This window comes from Microbacterium sp. 2MCAF23, from assembly GCF_052115565.1.
Taxonomy (GTDB): Bacteria; Actinomycetota; Actinomycetes; order Actinomycetales; family Microbacteriaceae; genus Microbacterium.
Genome location: NZ_JBFRGY010000011.1, coordinates 1 through 18,759, shown reverse-complemented (window position 1 = coordinate 18,759; position 18,759 = coordinate 1). Strand labels below are relative to the sequence as shown.

The 18,759-nt window shown below is 71.1% G+C and carries 11 protein-coding genes; 10 read left to right on the top strand and 1 reads right to left on the bottom strand.

The genetic code is table 11. From position 1 onward, the window contains the following. Window positions 1-2: 2 nt before the first annotated feature. Window positions 3-569 carry a DNA-3-methyladenine glycosylase I gene (locus tag AB4078_RS11960; RefSeq protein WP_440733156.1) on the top strand — a complete coding sequence of 189 codons (567 nt, stop codon included), beginning with the start codon at window positions 3-5 and terminating at the stop codon, window positions 567-569. Between the two features lie 21 nt (window positions 570-590). Here AB4078_RS11960 and AB4078_RS11955 read toward each other — a convergent pair whose 3' ends face one another. Then, window positions 591-1,124, bottom strand: coding sequence for a hypothetical protein (locus AB4078_RS11955; protein ID WP_441977324.1), 534 nt, complete (start codon window positions 1,122-1,124; stop codon window positions 591-593). A gap of 209 nt (window positions 1,125-1,333) precedes the next feature. Between AB4078_RS11955 and AB4078_RS11950 the strand changes: the two genes are divergently transcribed. The 9 genes from AB4078_RS11950 (at window position 1,334) to AB4078_RS11910 (ending at window position 18,518) form a co-directional block, all read left to right on the top strand. Beyond that, on the top strand, window positions 1,334-7,417 hold the full coding sequence (locus AB4078_RS11950) for an Ig-like domain-containing protein (protein ID WP_441977323.1): 6,084 nt from the start codon (window positions 1,334-1,336) through the stop codon (window positions 7,415-7,417). Window positions 7,418-7,485: 68 nt separating this feature from the next. Continuing rightward, on the top strand, window positions 7,486-8,457 hold the full coding sequence (locus AB4078_RS11945; protein ID WP_441977322.1) for an AAA family ATPase: 972 nt from the start codon (window positions 7,486-7,488) through the stop codon (window positions 8,455-8,457). 44 nt (window positions 8,458-8,501) lie between these two features. Beyond that, complete coding sequence (locus AB4078_RS11940) at window positions 8,502-9,770, top strand: DUF58 domain-containing protein (protein WP_441977321.1); 1,269 nt, start codon at window positions 8,502-8,504, stop codon at window positions 9,768-9,770. Continuing rightward, entirely contained in the window at window positions 9,767-12,268 is a 2,502-nt protein-coding gene (locus AB4078_RS11935) for a transglutaminase-like domain-containing protein (RefSeq protein WP_441977320.1), read from the top strand. Before AB4078_RS11940 ends, AB4078_RS11935 begins: the two co-directional genes overlap by 4 nt. Further along, on the top strand, window positions 12,265-13,659 hold the full coding sequence (locus tag AB4078_RS11930) for an RDD family protein (RefSeq protein ID WP_441977319.1): 1,395 nt from the start codon (window positions 12,265-12,267) through the stop codon (window positions 13,657-13,659). The genes AB4078_RS11935 and AB4078_RS11930 overlap by 4 nt, the downstream gene beginning before the upstream one ends. Beyond that, a complete protein-coding gene (locus AB4078_RS11925) occupies window positions 13,656-14,495 on the top strand; it encodes a PP2C family protein-serine/threonine phosphatase (RefSeq protein ID WP_441977318.1) in 840 nt (279 codons plus the stop codon). Before AB4078_RS11930 ends, AB4078_RS11925 begins: the two co-directional genes overlap by 4 nt. Continuing rightward, a complete protein-coding gene (locus AB4078_RS11920; protein WP_441977317.1) occupies window positions 14,495-16,048 on the top strand; it encodes an FHA domain-containing protein in 1,554 nt (517 codons plus the stop codon). Before AB4078_RS11925 ends, AB4078_RS11920 begins: the two co-directional genes overlap by 1 nt. After that, window positions 16,045-17,775, top strand: coding sequence for a serine/threonine-protein kinase (locus AB4078_RS11915; RefSeq protein WP_441977316.1), 1,731 nt, complete (start codon window positions 16,045-16,047; stop codon window positions 17,773-17,775). The genes AB4078_RS11920 and AB4078_RS11915 overlap by 4 nt, the downstream gene beginning before the upstream one ends. After that, window positions 17,763-18,518: a hypothetical protein gene (locus AB4078_RS11910; protein WP_441977315.1), complete on the top strand. Its 756-nt coding sequence runs from the start codon at window positions 17,763-17,765 to the stop codon at window positions 18,516-18,518. The genes AB4078_RS11915 and AB4078_RS11910 overlap by 13 nt, the downstream gene beginning before the upstream one ends. The last annotated feature ends 241 nt before the right edge of the window (window positions 18,519-18,759 follow it).

Here is an 18,759-nt window from a genome sequence, read left to right as displayed (position 1 = left end):
CCATGACGACGCCCCTCGCCGATGACCGTCCGCGCTGCGCATGGGCGGGGGACGACCCCGAGTACCGCCGCTACCACGACGAGGAATGGGGCCGGCCGCTGCACGGCGACCGCGCGCTGTTCGAGAAGATGTCGCTGGAGGGGTTCCAGGCGGGGCTGAGCTGGATCACGATCCTGCGTAAGCGCCCGCGGTTCCGTGAGGTGTTCGCGGGCTTCGATCCCGCCGTGGTCGCCGATTTCGGTGAGGATGACATCGCCCGGCTCATGGCCGACGCCGGCATCATCCGTAATCGCGCGAAGATCGAGGCGACGATCGGCAACGCTGCCCTCGTGCGGGAGATGGCCGACGGCGAACTCGACGCGCTGATGTGGTCGTTCGCCCCGTCGGCCGCCCGCGCGCGCCCTCGGCTCATGTCCGAGATCCCCGCCGTGACCCCCGAGTCGGAGGCGATGAGCAAGACCCTCCGCAAGCGCGGGTTCCGCTTCGTCGGCCCCACCACGATGTACGCGCTCATGCAGTCGGCCGGCATGGTCGACGACCACCTCGAGGGGTGCTGGCGCGCGGCATGAGAGCCGCTGCCGCGGCGCGGGTCAGGAAGCGGGATCCGCTGCAGCGTCCGGCTTGCGGTACGCCTGGCGCATGTGGTCGCTGGTGAGGAAGTCGGCGACGCCGATCATGATGAGACTGAACACGATCTGCTCGGTCACCATCCAGGCCGGATACAGTCCGGGGATCGCCGCCATCACGAGCGTGATGACCGGGAAGATCTGGGCGAACAGCCGCAGCCGCTGATACGCCCAGCGCCATCCCAGCGCCGCGCGCCAGGCGAAGTAGAAGAGTGTGACGGTCATCGCGAGCACGATGAGCGCGCGCATCCACACGGCGAACGGCACCGCGCCGATCGAGCCCGCCTGCGCGGCGATCACGACGGCGACGATGACCGCGGCGATGCCGATGAGCAGCTCCACGGCGAGCAGCCAGAACACCCAGCGGAACGCGCGGACCGTGCGGTGATGGTCGCGGTCCGATTCGACGATCTTCTCGTGCGCGTTGCGGCCGCCGGCCAAGCGGTCCACGCGCAGCAGCAGCGGCTCCACGCGGCGCAGCACAGGGTCGAGGAACATGCCTCGAGCGTACGGTCCCGGCCTATGCGGACAGCCGGATCCAGGCCTGTCGGCGAGGAAATCGATCGAAGGATGGATGGGGATTCCTCCCCATCGCGCCTCCCAGGATCCCGACATACACTCTTACAGTCCCCTGACAGTTACGCATGGGACAGCTGTGCTTGACGTTCGGGGGGAAAACCGTGGTGAAGTCGTTCGCGTGGTTGCGGATGCGACCGAAGACCCTCGCGTCCGCCGCCGGAGTGACCGCCGCGGCGGTCGCCGTCGCCGGCATGGCGTTCGCCTACGAGGGCAATCCCACCGCCGAGGTCGATCTGCACGACGGCGGCGTCTGGCTCACCAAGACCTCCAGTCTGCTGGTCGGCCACTTCAACAACGAGTCCCGCGTGCTCGACGGCGGCCTGCGCACCGGCAGTGAGAACTACGACGTGCTGCAGTCCGGCGGCACCGTGCTCGTCGACGACCGCTCCGCCTCCACTCTGACCAGCATCGACCCGGCGCGCGTCGTGCTCAGCGACGCCGTGCTCATCCCCGGTGGAGCGAAGTCGGTGCTCGGCGGCACCACCGTCGCGATCCTCGACCCCAAAGAGGGCAAGCTCTGGGTGCGCGCAGCCTCGTCCCTGAGCGGGTTCAAGGCCGCAGGCACGAAGCCCTCCGCCACTCTCGGCGCCGGCGCCGACGTCACCGTGGGCAAGGACGGCACGGTCTACGCCGTCTCTGCCAAGGACCGCAGCATCGTCACCGTGCACGTCGACGGGCAGGGCGACGCGCAGCCGCCGTCCACTGAGAAGATCGACCTGGCAGACAAGGCGAAGCCCACGATCACCGTCGTCGGCAGCACCCCCGTCGTGCTCGACGCCGACGCCAAGACCGTGTTCGCGGGCGGGCACCGCACCGAGCTCAGCGGCTCCGAGGTGAAGAACCTCGATGCCGCCGTGTTGCAGCAGCCGTCGGCCGAGAACGGCTCCGCGGTGCTCGCGACCGCCGACGCCCTGATCTCCGTGCCGCTGGACGGATCCGCGCCCTCGGTGCAGGATGCCGGCGGCACCGGGGCTCCCGCGGCGCCCGTCTTCCTGAACGGCTGCACCTACGGTGCCTGGGGCGGATCCGCGAAGTTCGTCCGCGACTGCATCGGATCCGGCAATGATCTGACCTCCTCGATCGAGGGCGCAGAGAGCAGCACCACCCTCGTGTTCCGCGTCAACCGCGACGTCGTCGTGCTGAACGACACCGCGAGCGGTGCGGCCTGGATGGCCACCGACAACCTGCAGCGCGTGGACAACTGGCAGGACATCGTGCCGCCGGAGGGCGACACCGAGAAGCAGGACGAGACCAGCGACGACCAGGTCGAGACGACGCTGCCCAAGCGCACGCCCGAGAACACGGTGCCGATCGCGCACGACGACGACTTCGGCGTGCGCCCCGGCCGCACCACGCTGCTGCCCGTGCTCGACAACGACACGGACGCCGACGGTGACGTGCTGGTCGCCTCGCTCGCGCAGGAGCAGCCGTCGCTCGGCGATGTGCAGCCCATCAACAACGGCGGGGCCCTGCAGATCGCGGTGCCCGACAGCGCGACGGGATCCGCGTCGTTCCAGTACCAGGCCGACGACGGCCGCGGCGGCAAGGCCACGGCGAACGTCGCGGTCAGCGTGCACGACTGGAGCGTGAACGCCGCCCCCAAGCAGAAGCGCACGCCCGGCCTGCTCGTCGAGGCGGGCGGTGCGGTCACCTACAACGCGCTGCCCGACTGGATCGACCCCGATGGCGATGACGTGTACCTGAAGGAAGTCGAAGCCGCCCCGGGCGACGAGGTGGATTACACGCCGGACGGCCAGCTCACCTACCGGGCCGTCGCCAGCCTGCCCGGCCGCAAGGAGATCCGGATCCAGGTCGCCGACGCGATGGGAGAGCTCACCAGCGGCGTCATCCGCCTCGACATCCGGCCGGCCGGCACCACGGCGCCGAAGACCAACGCCGACCACTACCAGACCCGTGCCGGCGAGCAGGTCACGGTGTCGCCGCTGCTGAACGACTCCAGCTCCGGCAAGGAGCAGCTGCGCCTCACCCGGGTCGACGAGACGCCGGGCGCCGTGATCACGCCGAACTTCGGCGAGGGCACCTTCACGTTCCAGGCGGAGCTGCCCGGCACCTATTACATGCAGTACCTGGTGAGTGCCGGCCCGAATGCGGTGCCGGGCCTCGTCCGCGTCGATGTGCTGGACAAGACCGCCGAGGCGGCGCCGCCGATCGCGGTGCGCGACGTCGCCCTGCTGCCGAGCGGCGGCGACGTGCTCGTGGGCGTGCTGAACAACGACGAGGACCCCGCCGGCGGCATCCTCGTCGTGCAGTCGGTCACCGTTCCCCCGCACAGCGGCGTGGCGGTGTCGGTGCTGAACCATGAGACGCTGCGGATCACGGATCAGGGCAACCTCGACCAGGAGGTGCGGATCAAGTACCGCATCTCGAACGGATCCAAGTCCGCCGACGGCGACGTGATCGTGATCCCGATCCCGGCACCCGCCAAGCTGGATCCGCCGACCGCGAACGACGACACGGCTGTCGTGCGCGCCGGTGACGTCGTGACGATCCCCGTGCTGGACAACGACAAGCACGCGCCCGGCACGACCCTGCACGTGGCGCCGAAGCTGATCGAGCCGCTGGTCGATCCGAAATTCGGCGAGGCGTTCGTGTCGCAGGACACCGTGCGCTTCCGCGCCGGTGACACCCCGCGCACCGTTTACGCGACCTACGAGGCGGTGGACTCGAACGGACAGAAGGCCGCCGGGTACATCACGATCCAGGTCCTGCCCGTGGACGAGAAGACCAACACCGCGCCCCGCCCGCACGACCTCACCGTGCGCGCACTGAGCGGCACCAGCGTGCGCATCGCCGTGCCGCTGGACGGCCTGGACTCCGAGGGCGACTCGGTCGAGCTCGTGGGTCTCGACTCCGCGCCGAAGCAGGGCAAGGTCACCGAGGTCGGTGCGAACTTCCTCACCTACCAGGCCTTCGACAAGGCCAGCGGCATCGACAGCTTCACGTACAAGGTGCGCGACCGGCTCGGCAAGGAGGCGACCGCGACGGTCCGCGTCGGCATCGCTCCCGGGGCGAACATCAACCAGGCCCCGTACGCCGTGAAGGACTCGATCGTCATGCGGCCCGGTCGCACGGTCGCCGTGGCCGTGCTGACGAACGACTCGGATCCCGACGGCGACACGATCGGCCTGGTCAAGAACGGCATCGAGACCGCCGCGGGCGTCGATGGGCTGAAGGCCACCGTCTCCGGTGACCGCGTGCTCATCACTGCGCCGAACCGGGCGCTGCAGACTTCGGTGCAGTACACCGTGGCCGACTCGAAGGGTGCGACGGCCACCGCGCCGGTGCAGATCACGGTCGCCGAGGACGTGCCGCTCGTGGCGCCGATCGCGCGCGACGATCGCATCCAGGCCTCCGACGTGAAGGGCGAGAGCCTGCAGGTCGAGGTGCCGGTGCTGGACAACGACGAGGATCCGGACGGCACGGTCGACGCCCTGAAGCTCGGCGTCTCCGACGCCACCGCGAAGGTGCTCCCGAACCGCAAGATCCAGGTCACCGTCACGGACAAGCGCCAGCTGGTGCAGTACTCGATCACCGATCAGGACGATCAGACCGCCTCGGCGTTCATCTTCGTGCCTGCGCTCTCCGAGCTCGCGCCGGCCCTCCGCTCGACCAAGCCGGTCGAGGTGAAGAGCGGCGAGACCATCGACATCCCGCTCTCGAAGTACGTCGCCGTCGCCGGAGGCGGAGAGGTGCGGATCACCGAGGCAGGCAAGGTCAGTGCCGTCAACAGCAACGGCTCCCCGCTGCTGAAGGACGAGCACACCCTCGTGTACACCTCGAAGCAGGGCTACTTCGGTGACGACGCACTGACCTTCGAGGTGACCGACGGCACCGGCCCCGACGACCCCAAGGGACGCAAGAGCACGCTGAGCCTGCCGATCAAGGTGCTGCCGCCGGACAACCAGCCGCCCGCGTTCACCAACGCGCAGGTGTCGGTCGCACCGGGTGAGGAGGCGCAGAAGGTCGACCTCGCTGCGCTGACGAAGGATCCGGATCCGGGCGACGCGAAGAAGATCAGCTACAAGATCACGAAGCAGCCGGAGAACGGCATCAAGGCGAACCTGGACGGTTCGACCCTGAAGGTCGAGGCCGACTCGTCCACTGCCAAGGGCAGCGGTTCGACGGTGCAGCTGAGCATCACCGACGGCAAGTCGGATCCGGTCACCGGCACGGTCTCCGTGACGGTCGCCGCGTCCACCCGCCCGCTGCCGGTCGCGAACGAGGACACGGTGCCGCAGGCCGACCAGGGCAAGGCGGTCACGATCCCCGTGCTGGAGAACGACGTCAACCCGTTCCCGGACAAGCCGCTGAAGATCCGCTCCGTGAGCGTGCAGACCGGTGATGCGAACGCCTCCGTGCAGGGCGACAAGATCGTGGTCACGCCCGACGCCAAGTTCGTCGGGCAGGTCGTGGCGACCTACCGGGTGCAGGACGCGACGAAGGATCCGGACCGCGAGGTCGACGGCCGCATCATCGTCACGGTGCAGGGTGTTCCCGACGCACCGGGCGCTCCGCAGGTGACCAGCGTGCAGGACCGCACCGTGGTGCTGAACTGGAGCCCGCCGTCGAACAACGGCGCCGAGATCACGGGTTACACGGTGCGCGCGTCGAGCGGCGGCAGCTACACCAAGGCTTGCGCATCGACGACGTGCACGCTGGACGGGCTGACGAACAACGTCGAGTACACGTTCGCGGTGACCGCCACGAACCGTGTGGGCGAGGGCAAGCCGTCGCCGACGTCGGCCGTGGCGCGTCCGGACGCCCGTCCGGACACCCCGAACCCGCCGACGCTGAAGTTCGGCGACAAGTCGCTGGACGTGTCGTGGACCACGCCGACGACCCCGGGATCCCCGGTGTCGTCGTACAACCTGGAGATCTCGCCCGCTCCGCCCAGCGGCGTGGCGACGAAGACCGGCGTCACGGGCAACAGCCTGAAGTGGGACGGACTGGAGAACGGCGCGAACTACCAGGTCCGCGTGCAGGCCGTGAACCGCGCCCCGGAGCCCTCGAGCTGGTCGGGCTGGTCCGCCTCGGAGATCCCGGCAGGCCCGCCGACGGCGCCCGGCACCCCGCAGGCGCAGAGCGCGCCGTCGGTGGGCAGCCAGTCGCAGATGACCGTGACGTGGTCCCCGGCTGGGCCTAACGGCGACGCGATCTCGAGCTATGACCTGCAGGTGATGCGGGGAGGATCCGTCGTCAACACCGTCAAGGTGGCCGGCACGGCCAACTCGCAGACGGTGACCGTGGACAACTCGTCCTCGGACTACACGTTCCAGGTGCGGGGCAGCAACAAGGCCGGGGCTGGCGCATGGTCCGCAGCGTCGAGTCCGCGGCGCGCGTTCGGCCAGCCGGGTCAGACGACGATCACCTCCTGGAAGGAGGGGAACAACAACATCTGGGTGGACTACTCGCTGTCCGGCACGAACGGTGCCAGCGGATCCGAGGTCCACTACGAGTACTCGACCGGCGGCGGTTGGAGCCGAAGCTGGGATGGCCACAACATCCCTGCGGCCAACAACGGCACCTACACGGTGTCGGTGCGCGCGTACTCGGTCGTCGGCGGGCAGGAGTCGCAGCCCGGAGCGGCGGGCTCGAAGGGCGGTTTGCAGCCGTACGGGCCCGTAGGCAACCCTGGAGCCCGGGCCGTCAACAACGGCCAGAGCGTGACGCTGAGCTGGTCCGCCCCGGCGCGGAACGGGCGTGACGTCTCGATCAAGATCAGCGTGGACGGCGGAGGGTGGCAGTCGGTCGGCGACAGCGGATCGACCTCGGCCGGCAACGGTTACAACCAGACCCACTCGATCAGGGTGCAGGCCTTCGACACGGCAGGGCAGTCCTCGGGCATCGCTCAGGATTCGGCCACCACCGACAGCCCGCCCCCGCCGCGCGTGTGGGTCACTCAGGGCGGTGACGCTCCCACCAGCTGGACGAACGGTAAGTGTGTGAACGGTCCCTGTCAGAAGTTCAAGGTGAATTTCCAAAACCTCTCTCTGGGAAACAGGACTGTCACGTGTCACTCGAGTGTCGACGGTCAGATCGGAGGCACTTACACCGTCAACTTCGATGGCAACGGCTCTCAGCTGATCGATTGCGCGAAGGGACAGGACGGTGTCTCCGTGTGGATCGACATCCTCAACTGGGGCGGTGGAGTTGACACCGAGAAGAACTTCTGGCCAAAGGGACACTGGTAAAACCAACTCGTGACGACCACCGATACTCCGGCTCACGCTGAGCCATCATCTTTGAGGAACAGACAGACATGACGATGACCCCCGAACAGGCGGCCTGGTTCCAGGGCACCTTCACCCGCCTCACCGACAACATCGACCGGGCGGTGCAGGGCAAGCGCGACGTGGTGAGCCTGGTGCTCGCCTCGATGCTGGCCGAGGGCCACGTGCTGCTGGAAGACGCCCCCGGCACGGGCAAGACGAGCCTCGCCAAGGCGCTCGCCGCGACCGTGCAGGGCACGAGCTCGCGGATCCAGTTCACGCCCGACCTGCTCCCCTCCGACGTCACCGGTGTGACGATCTACGACCAGAACGCGCACACGTTCGAGTTCCACCGCGGCCCGGTGTTCGCCTCGATCGTGCTCGCGGACGAGATCAACCGCGCTTCGCCGAAGACGCAGTCGGCGCTGCTCGAGGTCATGGAGGAGTCCCGTGTCACGGTCGACGGCGTCCCGCACGAGGCGGGCCGCCCGTTCCTCGTGATCGCCACGCAGAACCCGATCGAGCAGGCGGGCACCTACAAGCTGCCCGAGGCGCAGCTCGACCGCTTCCTCATCAAGACCTCGATCGGCTACCCCGACCTCGAGGTCACCGCGTCGATCCTCGCGGGCGCCGCCGACCGCAACCCCTCGGCCAAGCTGACCCCCGTCATCACCACGAGCGCGGTCGCCGACATGGCCGACCTCGCCGCCGCGGTGCATGTGGAGCCGGCTGTGCTGCGCTACATCGCGGAGCTCGTCGAGGCGACCCGCGACGACACGGCGATCCGCCTCGGCGTCTCGGTGCGCGGCGCCCTGGCCATGGTCCGCATCGCGAAGGTGTGGGCGGCCGCGCACGGACGGCATTACGTGCTGCCCGACGATGTGAAGGCGCTCGCGCGCCCGGTGTGGCTGCACCGCCTTCTGCTCGACCCCGAGGCCGAGTTCGCCGGCACCACGTCCGAGACCGTCATCGCCCGCGTGGTCGAGAAGGTCGCCGCGCCGCAGGCGCGCGCCGCCGCCTGAGCCGACCCCGGCTCAGGGACCGATCCACGACAGAAAGCACGAGCATGACAACGACCGCACCCGCGCGCGGCACCGGCCGCCCGGCCGGATCCGACCGCGAGGCCGGATGGCGCGACATCGCTGCGCTCGTGCTCGCGCGCATCGGCGCGCGCCTGCGCCTGATCGCGTCCGCCGTGCGTCCGCTGGCATGGGTGCTCGCCGCGATCGCGCTCGCGAGCATCGTGATCGCGCTGCCGCTGGGCTGGATCGAGGTCGCCGTGATCGCCCTCGTGCTCGCCGTGGTGCTGGCCGTCTGCGCGCTGTTCCTGATCGGGCGCACCGCCTACGACGTCAGCCTCGACCTCGCCCGCACCCGGGTCGTCGTCGGTGAGCGCGCCGTGGGTGCGCTGACCCTGGCCAACCGGGGTTCCAGGGCGATCCTGCCCTCGCGGGTGGTGCTGCCGGTCGGCGCCGGCCGCGGCGAGTTCGGCATCAAGCGCCTCGCCCCGGGCGAAGAGGCGGAGGAGCTCTTCGCGATCCCTACGCACCGCCGCGGCGTCGTCTCGGTCGGGCCGGTCAGCGTGGTGCGCGGCGATCCCCTCGGACTGTTCGAGCGGGCGCATCGCCGCGACGACCCGATCGACCTGTTCGTGCACCCCCGCACGATCGTGTTCGACGGGCAGTCGCTCGGGTTCCTCCGCGACCTCGAGGGGCTGCCGGCGTCGGATCTGTCCCGCGACGACGTCTCGTTCCACGCGCTCAACGAGTACCAGCCCGGCGACGACCTGCGCCGCGTGCACTGGCGCTCCTCCGCCCGCACCGGCGTGCTCATGGTGCGCCAGTACGAGGAGACCCGCCGCTCGCACTTCGTGATCGGGATGAGCCGCAACGCTGCCGAGTACGCCGAGCCGGACGAGTTCGAGCTCGCGATCTCGCTGGCCGGATCCGTGGGCCTGCGCGCGATCCGCGACTCGCAGCACGTCGACCTGCGCGTGCAGGGCAGGGCGCTGCCGTCGGGGACCGGCAAGCAGCTGCTCGACTCGCTCGCCGCGGTCGAAGAGGGGCGCGCCAAGGACGGCGGCCTGGCGACGCTCGCCGGAACCGTCGCCGCGCACATGCCCCTGTCCAGCGTCGTCGTGCTCGTGGCAGGCAGCCGCACCACGCCGGAGGAGCTGCGCACCGCATGCGCCCGGCTGCCCTTCGGCTCGCGCGTGCTGGCCATCGTCGTCGATCTCGGCGAGGCGCCGTCGCTGCGCCGGATCGGCGACGCCGATGTGATCACGGTGGGGGCGCTCGAGCAGTTGCCGCTCGCCCTCGGGAAGGTGCTCGCATGACCGCGCCCGCAGAGACCCGCTCCAGCCGCCGGGACAAGACCCCGAAACCGCCGCGCGCACCGAAGGCGCAGGCCGCCGGCCTCCCGCTCTCCCCACGACGCGTGCTCATCGACCTCGTCGCGGTCGCGCTGCTCCTCGGTGTCGGCATCGTGGGCTGGTGGCCCTCGTTCGCCGGGGGCTCCTACCTTCCGGCCGCGATCGGAGGGTTGCTCCTCGGCCTCGGCGTCGCCCTCCTCTGCGCCTGGCGTCACTGGGGCATCCTGGCCACGGCCGGGCTCACGCTGGTCGCGTACTTCCTGTTCGGCGGTGCGCTCGCGCTGCCGCAGACGACGCTGCTCGGGTTCGTGCCCACCGGGGAGACCCTTGGCGCGCTGTCGGCCGGAGCCGTCACGAGCTGGAAGGCCATGCTCACCACGGTGGCCCCCGTCGCGGTCGGCGACGGCTACGCGCTGGTGCCGTTCCTGTCCGCCCTCGTGTTCAGCGTGGTGGCGGCCGCGCTGGCGCTGCGCCTGCGTCGCGTCGCGTGGGCGCTCATCCCTGCGGCCGTGCACCTCATGCTCGTGATCGCGATGGGCGTGCCGGATCCGGCGGCTCCCCTCGCGCAGGGCGTCGTGTTCGCCCTCGTCGCCGTCGCCTGGCTGGCGCTGCGGGGTCTCGGGGAGTCCGCCGACGCGGTCGTGTCGGTCGCCGCCGACGGGTCGCACTCCTCCGCGCTGCGCCGTCGTCGCCTCCTCGCCGGCGCCGCGGTGCTCGTCGTGGCCGGCCTCGCCGGCACCGGCATGGCCGCCGCGACCACGCTCGCCGAGCCTCGTCACGTGTTCCGCGACGTGGTGCTGCCGCCGTTCGACGTGCACCAGTACGCGAGCCCGCTGCAGTCGTACCGCGGGTATGTGAAGGACCACCGCAAGGACACCCTGTTCACCGTCAAGGGACTGCCCGCGGGGGCCAGGATCCGCGTCGGCACGATGGACGCGTACAACGGCGTCGTGTACGACGTGTCGGACAAGGGCATCGGATCGTCCGGCGCCTTCAGCCCGATCCGCGACAACATGTCGGCCGACGCGACCGGATCCCCGGCGACGCTGAACTTCACGATGGACCAGTACAAGGGCGTCTGGCTGCCCGATGCCGGCCGGGTGAGCAAGATCACCTTCGGCGGATCCGACGCCGACGCGCTGCGCCGCGGCACCTACTACAACGAGTCCACGGGAACGGCCGTCGCGATCCCGAAGGTGCAGAAGGGCGACGCCTACACCGTCGACACCACGATCCCGAAGACCTGGACCGACAAGGAGCTCGAGGACCTCGACTTCGGCGCGGTCGCCATGCCGAAGCAGGCGGAGGCCCCGGAGAAGCTCGCCGCGCTCGCCTCGGACGCCGTCGCCGACGCGAAGACCCCGATCGCGCAGGTGCGGGCGCTGGTGAAGAAGTTCTCCGAGGAGGGGTTCTTCAGCCACGGCCTGGAGGGCGAGGCGCTGAGCCGCGCCGGCCACACCGAGGAGCGCATCTCCACGCTGATCGGCGAAGAGCAGATGATCGGCGACGACGAGCAGTATGCGGTCGCGATGGCGCTCGCGGCGCGCTCGCTGGGGATCCCGGTCCGCGTCGTGATGGGCTTCTACCCCGACAAGGGTCAGAAGGGCACGTTCTCGGCCAACGGCGACAACCTGCACGCCTGGGTCGAGGTGAACTTCGAGAAGGCCGGCTGGGTGGCCTTCGATCCGACCCCGCCGAAGGACAAGGTCCCGCAGGACCAGATCACCAAGCCGAAGGTCGTGCCCAAGCCGCAGGTGCTGCAGCCGCCGCCTCCGCCGCAGGAGCCGGTGGATCTGCCGCCGAGCGTGCCGGACCAGCGCGGCAACCAGGACGGGCCGGACAACCTGCTGAGCATCCTCGGCATGATCCTCGGGATCGCAGGCGGTGTGCTGCTCGTGCTCGCGATCCTCGCCGCCCCCTTCATCGTGATCGGTGCGTGGAAGGCGGCCCGGCGACGCAAGCGTCGTGCGGCGGCGCTCGCCGCGGACCGCATCAGCGGCGGCTGGGATGAGCTCACGGACCGCGCCGTGGACTACGGCGCCCGGATCCCCGTCGGCGGCACCAGGGCCGAGGAGGCGCAGACCGTGGCGACCGCGCTCACCGTTCCCGCCGTCACCGCCCTCGCCGACCATGCGGACGCGCAGGTGTTCGGTCCCACCGAGCCGACTGCGCAGGACGTGGAGGCGTTCTGGACCGAAGTCGACGGGATCGTCGCTGGCCTGGGCAGCCAGGCCAGCTGGCGGCGACGGATGCTCGCGCGCCTCAGCCTGCGCTCCCTGCTTGGCGGCTCGCGGCTGTCCACCGGGGTCCAGGGCCTGCGCGATGCAGCGGCGGAGCGCATCCGTCGTCCGGGCAGCGGCTCTGGCGCCGCTACGGGCGGAACTGGCACGATCGAGAGCACTGCAGCCAAGGCGGGCGGTACCCGAGCCGCACGCCCCGGATCCGAGAGCGAGACCCCATGACGAACGCCCCGACCGGGACAGGCTCCGCCGCCGCGCCTGTCGCCCCGATCGCGCGGCGCGCGATCGCCTACGTCATCGATGCCGCGATCGCCGGAGTGCTCTGGATCGTCGGGACCGTGGTGACCTACGTCGTGGCGGGTTCCAGGGCGGACGGCCTGTCCGCGCTGTTCGCCGCGGTCGCAACGGGGCTCGGCATCACCGCGGGTGTGCTGCTCGTGTGGCTCCTCATCTACAGCTTCCTGCAGGGATCCGGAGGATCCGTCGGGATGCGGATCATGAAGCTGAAGCTCGTGCGCGACGGCAGCGAGGCGCCGCTCGGCTTCGGGCGAGCCCTGCTGCGCAACGTCGTGTTCGGGTTGAGCGCGACCATCATCGTCGGCTACTTCACGCCGCTGTTCGACGGTTCCGGCCGGTTCCAGGGCTGGCACGACAGCGCGGCCGGCGCCCTCATGCGCGATGTGCGCACGGCGACCCCCGCCCCTGCCGGTTCGGCTCCCGCCCCGGGCGGTGCACCCCTCCTTCCCGCCGCACCGGCCGGCCTGTTCGTGCCGGGCGCCACGGCACCGGCGGCGGCTGCGCCCGCGTCCTTCGCGTCGCCGCAGCAGGGCGCGCTGTTCCCGGCATCGGATTCCGGATCCCTGTTCCCGTCGGCGGCACCGGTGGGCCCGCAGGACGGGCACACCGGCTTCACGCTGCCCGGTGCGCCGGCTCCTGTTGCATCGGCCCCCGCGGGCGGATCCGAGCCTGCGCTCGCGGGAACGGCCGCGCCCGGGTCGCCCGCCGCGGCCGAGGTCGACCCGCACGACGTCACCGTGCTCTCTCCCGCTGCCCAGGCGGCAGCCGCCGCCGCGCACGAGGGCGCCATGATCACGATGGTGCCGGGCGTCAGCCCGTCCGTGCCCGCGCCGGCGCCGGCTCCCGTCTCCGGACCGGAGACCGTGGCGCCCGCGCGGCCCCCGGTGCCGGCGGCCGCTCCGGCATCCGTGGAGGCGGCGATGGCGCTGCCTCCGGTCGCGCAGCCGGCCGAGGACGATGAGGACCTGGAGGAGACGCGGATCTCGATCCCCGGTCATCGCCTGCAGTTCGTCTGGGACGACGGCGCCCGCGCCACGGTCTCCGGGCGCACGCTGTTCGGCCGCAATCCCGCGCCCGAAGCCGGCGCCATCGTCGTGGTCGTGCGCGACGAGACGCTCTCGCTGTCCAAGACCCACTTCGAGGCGGCCGCCGAGGCGGCGGGCGGCTGGGTCATGGACCGGCACTCGACCAACGGCATGACGATCGTGCGCGACGGTGTGCGGATCGCGTGCCCGCCCGGCGAGCGGGTGCGGATCCGTCTCGGCGATGCCATCGAGATCGGCGACAGGATCGTGACCGTGGGAGGCTACGCGTGATCGGGCCGATCGTGGCCCGCGCAGGAGAGTCCACGCACACCGGGCTGCGCCGTGCGCTCAACGAGGACGCGCACCTCGCGCAGGCGCCGCTGTTCCTCGTCGCGGACGGGATGGGCGGGCACCAGGCCGGAGACGTCGCCAGCGCCACCGTGATCGAGGGCTTCGCCGCCCTGCACGGCCGTGCGGCGCTCACCATCGACGACATCAGCTTCACGCTGGCCCGCGTGCGCGCGGCGGTCGACGCGATCGCCGGGGTGACGCTCGCGAACGGCGGGGTCTCGAAGGCGGGCACCACTCTCAGCGGCGTCGTGATCGCGGCGGTCGACGGGGTCGGCTACTGGCTCGCGATGAACATCGGGGACTCGCGCACCTACCGGCTCTCCGGCGGGGTGCTGGAGCAGATCTCGGTCGACCACTCCGTGGTGCAGGAGCTCATCGACTCCGGCGAGCTGCTCGCGGCGGATGCGCAGCGTGACCGGCGCCGCAACATCATCACCCGTGCGATCGGGGCCGGCAGCGCCGGGGAGGCGGATTACTGGATGATCCCCGCCCGTGTCGGCGACCGGATCCTGGTCTGTTCCGACGGTCTGAGCAGCGAGGTGGGCGACGACGAGATCCGCTCCCTGCTCACCGTGCACGAAGACCCGCAGACCGCCGCGGATCGCCTGATCGAGCGCGCGCTCGAGCACGGCGGACGCGACAACGTGACGGCTGTCGTCGTGGACGCGATCCACGTCAGCACCCGTCCGGGCAGCGACGGCACGACCGGCATCGACGACGAGGACATCGACTCCGACACGCGACCGCGTGCCGAGGCCATGGGAGGGATGCGCTGATGAACACCGTCTACCGCGCGGGGTCCTGGTTCGCTCTGATCGGCCCGGAGGCCGTGGTGGCGCTGCCGCCGGACTCCGACGCCGCTCTCGTGGAGCGGTTGTGGGAGCGGGTCGCGAGGCCCGAGGTCGCGTTCTCCGATGTGGTCGACGCGCTCACCGCGGCCGGCGGCGGATCCTTCTCCGCCATCCCGCCGTTCGTCGCCGTCGTGCGGGAGGGCGAGAGCGCACGCGTCGCCGTGCGCGGGCGTGTGCGGGCGCGGGTGGTCGGCGCCGGTGCCGAACGCGAGATCACGGGCGCCGAGGTCACCACCTGGAGCGAGCGGTTCGTGCCCGCGATGACTGGCGTCGAGATCACGGTCGAGGAGGGCGGCGAGGAGCCGCTGCTGCCGATCGTCGCCGGCGTGGTCCGCGCCGCGAGCATCCTCGTCGGCTCCGTGGCTCTGCCGGGGTCGTCGAGCGACGACGCCGAATCCGACGCCGTCCCTGGATCGTCGACCGAGAACGCCGGATCCGGCTCCGTCCCGGGGTCGTCGACCGACGACGCCGAATCCGACGCCATCCCGGGATCGTCGACCGACGACGCCGAAGGCGACTCTCGTCCGGGGTCGTCGACCGACGAAGCCGAATCCGACGCCGTCCCGGGGTCGTCGACCGACGAAGCCGAAGGCGACTCCGTCCCGGGATCGTCGACCGACGACGCCGAAGGCGGCTCTCGTCCGGGGTCGTTGAGCGAGGACGCCGAAGGCGACCGAGACGAAACGCCGCTCTCTGAGCCTGCTCCGATCCCTGAGCCTGTCGAAGGGACCACCACCCAGGATCCCGCACCGTCCTCCGCCGACCTCGACGATCTCGGCGACACCGTGCTCAGCGTGCCCGCGCCGGTCGAGACCATGCTTCCGCCGGCCGACACCATCGCCGCCCCGCTGGGCGGGCACACGCTCGACTTCTCGCCGGCGCCCGCACCGGCGCCGGCCCTGATCGCGCAGTCCGAGGACGACGGCGACCACGACGGCGCCACGATCTCGCTCGCCCAGGCCCGTGCGATGCGCGGCGGCCTCGCCTCCGACCTGCCGGAGCCGGCCGAGCCCGCCTCGACCGCGGCAGACCTCGCCGCACCGATCTCGGCCGCGCCGATCGCCGCGGTGCCGGTCTCCGTCGTGCCCGGCACCGCGGAGGAACCGGGAGCCACCACAGCAGCGCCGGCGCCGACCACCGGCCCGTGGATCCGGCTGTCCACGGGGCAGGTCGTCGCCCTCGATCGCACCGTCGTGATCGGCCGCCGCCCCCGGGCGACGCGCTCCAGCGGCGCCACTCTGCCGCACCTCGTCGCCGTCGACAGCCCGCAGCAGGACATCTCGCGCAGCCACCTCGAGATCCGGCCGGAACCCGATGCGGTCGTCGTGCTCGACCTGCACACCACGAACGGATCCACCCTGCTGCGCCCGGGGAACGATCCGATGCGCCTGCACCCGGGCGAGCAGACCATCGTGGTCACCGGTGACGTGATCGATCTCGGCGACGGCGTCACCGTCGCCTTCGAGGAGCTCCCGTGAGCCGGCCACCGTCCCCGCCGCCGCTGCTGGACGGATTCGACTACGTCGAGCCGCTCGGCACCGGCGGCTTCGCCGATGTCTTCCTGTACGAGCAGCAGCAGCCGCGCCGCCGCGTCGCGGTCAAGGTCCTGCTGGCCGACCGGCTGGCATCGGGTGCGGCGCAGGAATTCGCCGACGAGGCCAACGTCATGGCGATGCTGTCCACGCATCCCGCCATCGTCACGATCTACCAGACCGGTGTCGCCGCCGACGGGCGACCCTACCTGGTCATGGAGTACTGCCCCCGGCCGAACCTGCAGCAGCGCGCCCGCAAGGAGCCGTTCAGCGTCGCCGAGGCGCTCCGGGTCGGCGTGCAGGTCGCCGGCGCCGTGGAGACGGCGCACCGTGCCGGAGTGCTGCACCGCGATATCAAACCCGCGAACATCCTGGTGACGGCGTACAACCGGCCCGCGCTGACCGACTTCGGCATCGCCTCGACCACGGGCGCGGTGAGCGAAGCCGCCGGCATGTCGATCCCTTGGTCGCCGCCGGAGTCGTTCGGCGACCCGCCGCAGGGCGGCGTGCGCTCGGACGTGTACGCGCTCGCCGCGACGCTCTACACGCTGCTCACCGGCCGCAGCCCGTTCGAGAAGCCCGGCCAGCGCAACAGCGGCGCCGATCTCATCGCGCGGATCGAGACCGAGCCGCTGCCGCCGCTCGGGCGTGCCGACGTGCCGGAGAGCCTCGGCCGGCTGCTCGAGCGGGGGATGGCGAAGAACCCCGAGGACCGCTTCGCCAGCGCGGTGGCGTTCGCCCGCGCGCTGCAGAAGGTCCAGATCGAGCTGAGCCACTCGGTCACCCCGATCGACATCGTCGACGACCATCAGACCGAGCCCGACCATGACGATGACGACGACGGCCTGACCCGGGTGCGCGAGGTCGTCAGCATCGACCCCAGCCACACCGCCACCCGGCCGTCGGCGACGACCAGCCCGATGCTGCCGCCCGTCGGCGCCCCGGCCCCGGGCCCGCGCTTCGAGGCCGCCCCGGCGCCGACGACGGATCCGTCCGCCACCGATCAGACCGTGATCCGGGTGCCCCAGGACGCGACCGCCGCGCCGGCGTCCGCTCCGGCCGCGCCGGCGGGCTCCGGCCCGGTCGCGGACCAGGACGACGCCCCGACCATGCTGCGTGCCCCGCGCACGGTCAGCCCGGTGGCCGGCGCCCCCGTCGTCAGCGCCCCGGTCGGCGGCGACGCCGGTCCGGCGCTCGTCCCGGGGGCCTCCGGCACGGGCACGCCGCGAGCGGAGGAGACTCCCTCCGGCCGTGGATCCCGCAAGGGCCTGCTGTGGGGCCTCGTCGCCGCGGTCGCCGTGGTCGTCCTCATCGGCGGATCCGTCGTGACCGTGAACCTGCTCAACGCGAACCGTGTACAGCCGAAGCCCAGCCCGTCCACGGCGGTCGACCCCGTCGATCCGCTCGGCGACATGACGGCGTCCCCGAAGGACGTCGTCGGCACACCCGACGGCGCCGGTGCGGTGCGGTTCACGTGGACCAACCCGAGCCCGAAGCAGGGCGACTCCTTCCTTGTGACGGTGGTCACGCTCGCCGGGGACGGCGAGATGAAGAAGGTCGACAAGCCCGAGATCACCATCCCGGCGCAGGCCGGAGGGAAGACCTGCATCGACGTCGTGCTGCGGCGCGAGAACGGCTCGGGATCGTCCACGGTGAGAGGATGCACGCCATGACTCTGGATCCGGAGACAACGCAGGATCCGTCCCGGGCACGCGTGACGGTCGAGTTCGCCGGGGAGTACTTTCCCATCCACCCCGGCGGGCGCTTCGTGGTGGGGCGCGAGGGCGACCTGTCCATCGACGACAACCTGTTCCTGCACCGGCACTTCCTCGAGATCGCCGAATCCGGCGGCCTCTGGTGGCTGGCGAACATCGGAGCGCGGCTGCAGGCGACGGTGACGGATGCGACCGGCGGCGTGCAGGCCTGGCTCGCGCCCGGTGCGCGCCTGCCGCTGGTGTTCGCGACCACGAGCGTCGTGTTCTCCGCGGGTCCGACGACCTACGAGTTCACGATCCACTCCTCTGAGCCGACCTTCCGCGAGACCCGGCGCGAGCGCGACGTCGAGGGGGACTCCACGATCGGCGAGGTGCCGCTCACGCTCAGCCAGAAGCAGCTGCTGCTCGCCCTCGCCGAGCCGCTGCTGCGCCGCGACGGCACCGGCATGAGCGCCATCCCGTCCAGCGCAGACGCCGCCGCGCGGCTGGGGTGGACGGTGACGCGGTTCAACCGCAAGCTCGACAACGTCTGCGACAAGTTCGACCGCATCGGCGTGCCGGGCATGCGGGGCGGGGCGGGCGGGTCGGCCACCAATCGGCGCGCGCGCCTCGTCGAGCACGTCATCGCCTCGCGCCTGGTCGCCAAGGCGGACCTCGTGCTGCTCGACGTCGCAGAGGCGGATCCGGTCGACGCGGAGTGATCCGGCCGGATCGGGCACCGCGCAAGGGATGGGGAATCCTCCCCATCGACGGGGTTGTGGCGGGGTTGTTAGCGTTGCTTGTGTCGGGCCGGGGTGGTCCGGTCCAATCGATTACCGGAGGTGGATGATGGCCGATTTCGGTGCGTCTTATGCGGAGATGGAGCAGGTGGCGTCGTCGCTGTCGCAGGCTCGTGATGACATTCAGGGTCAGCTGGAGAAGCTGAAGGGGCAGGTGGACAAC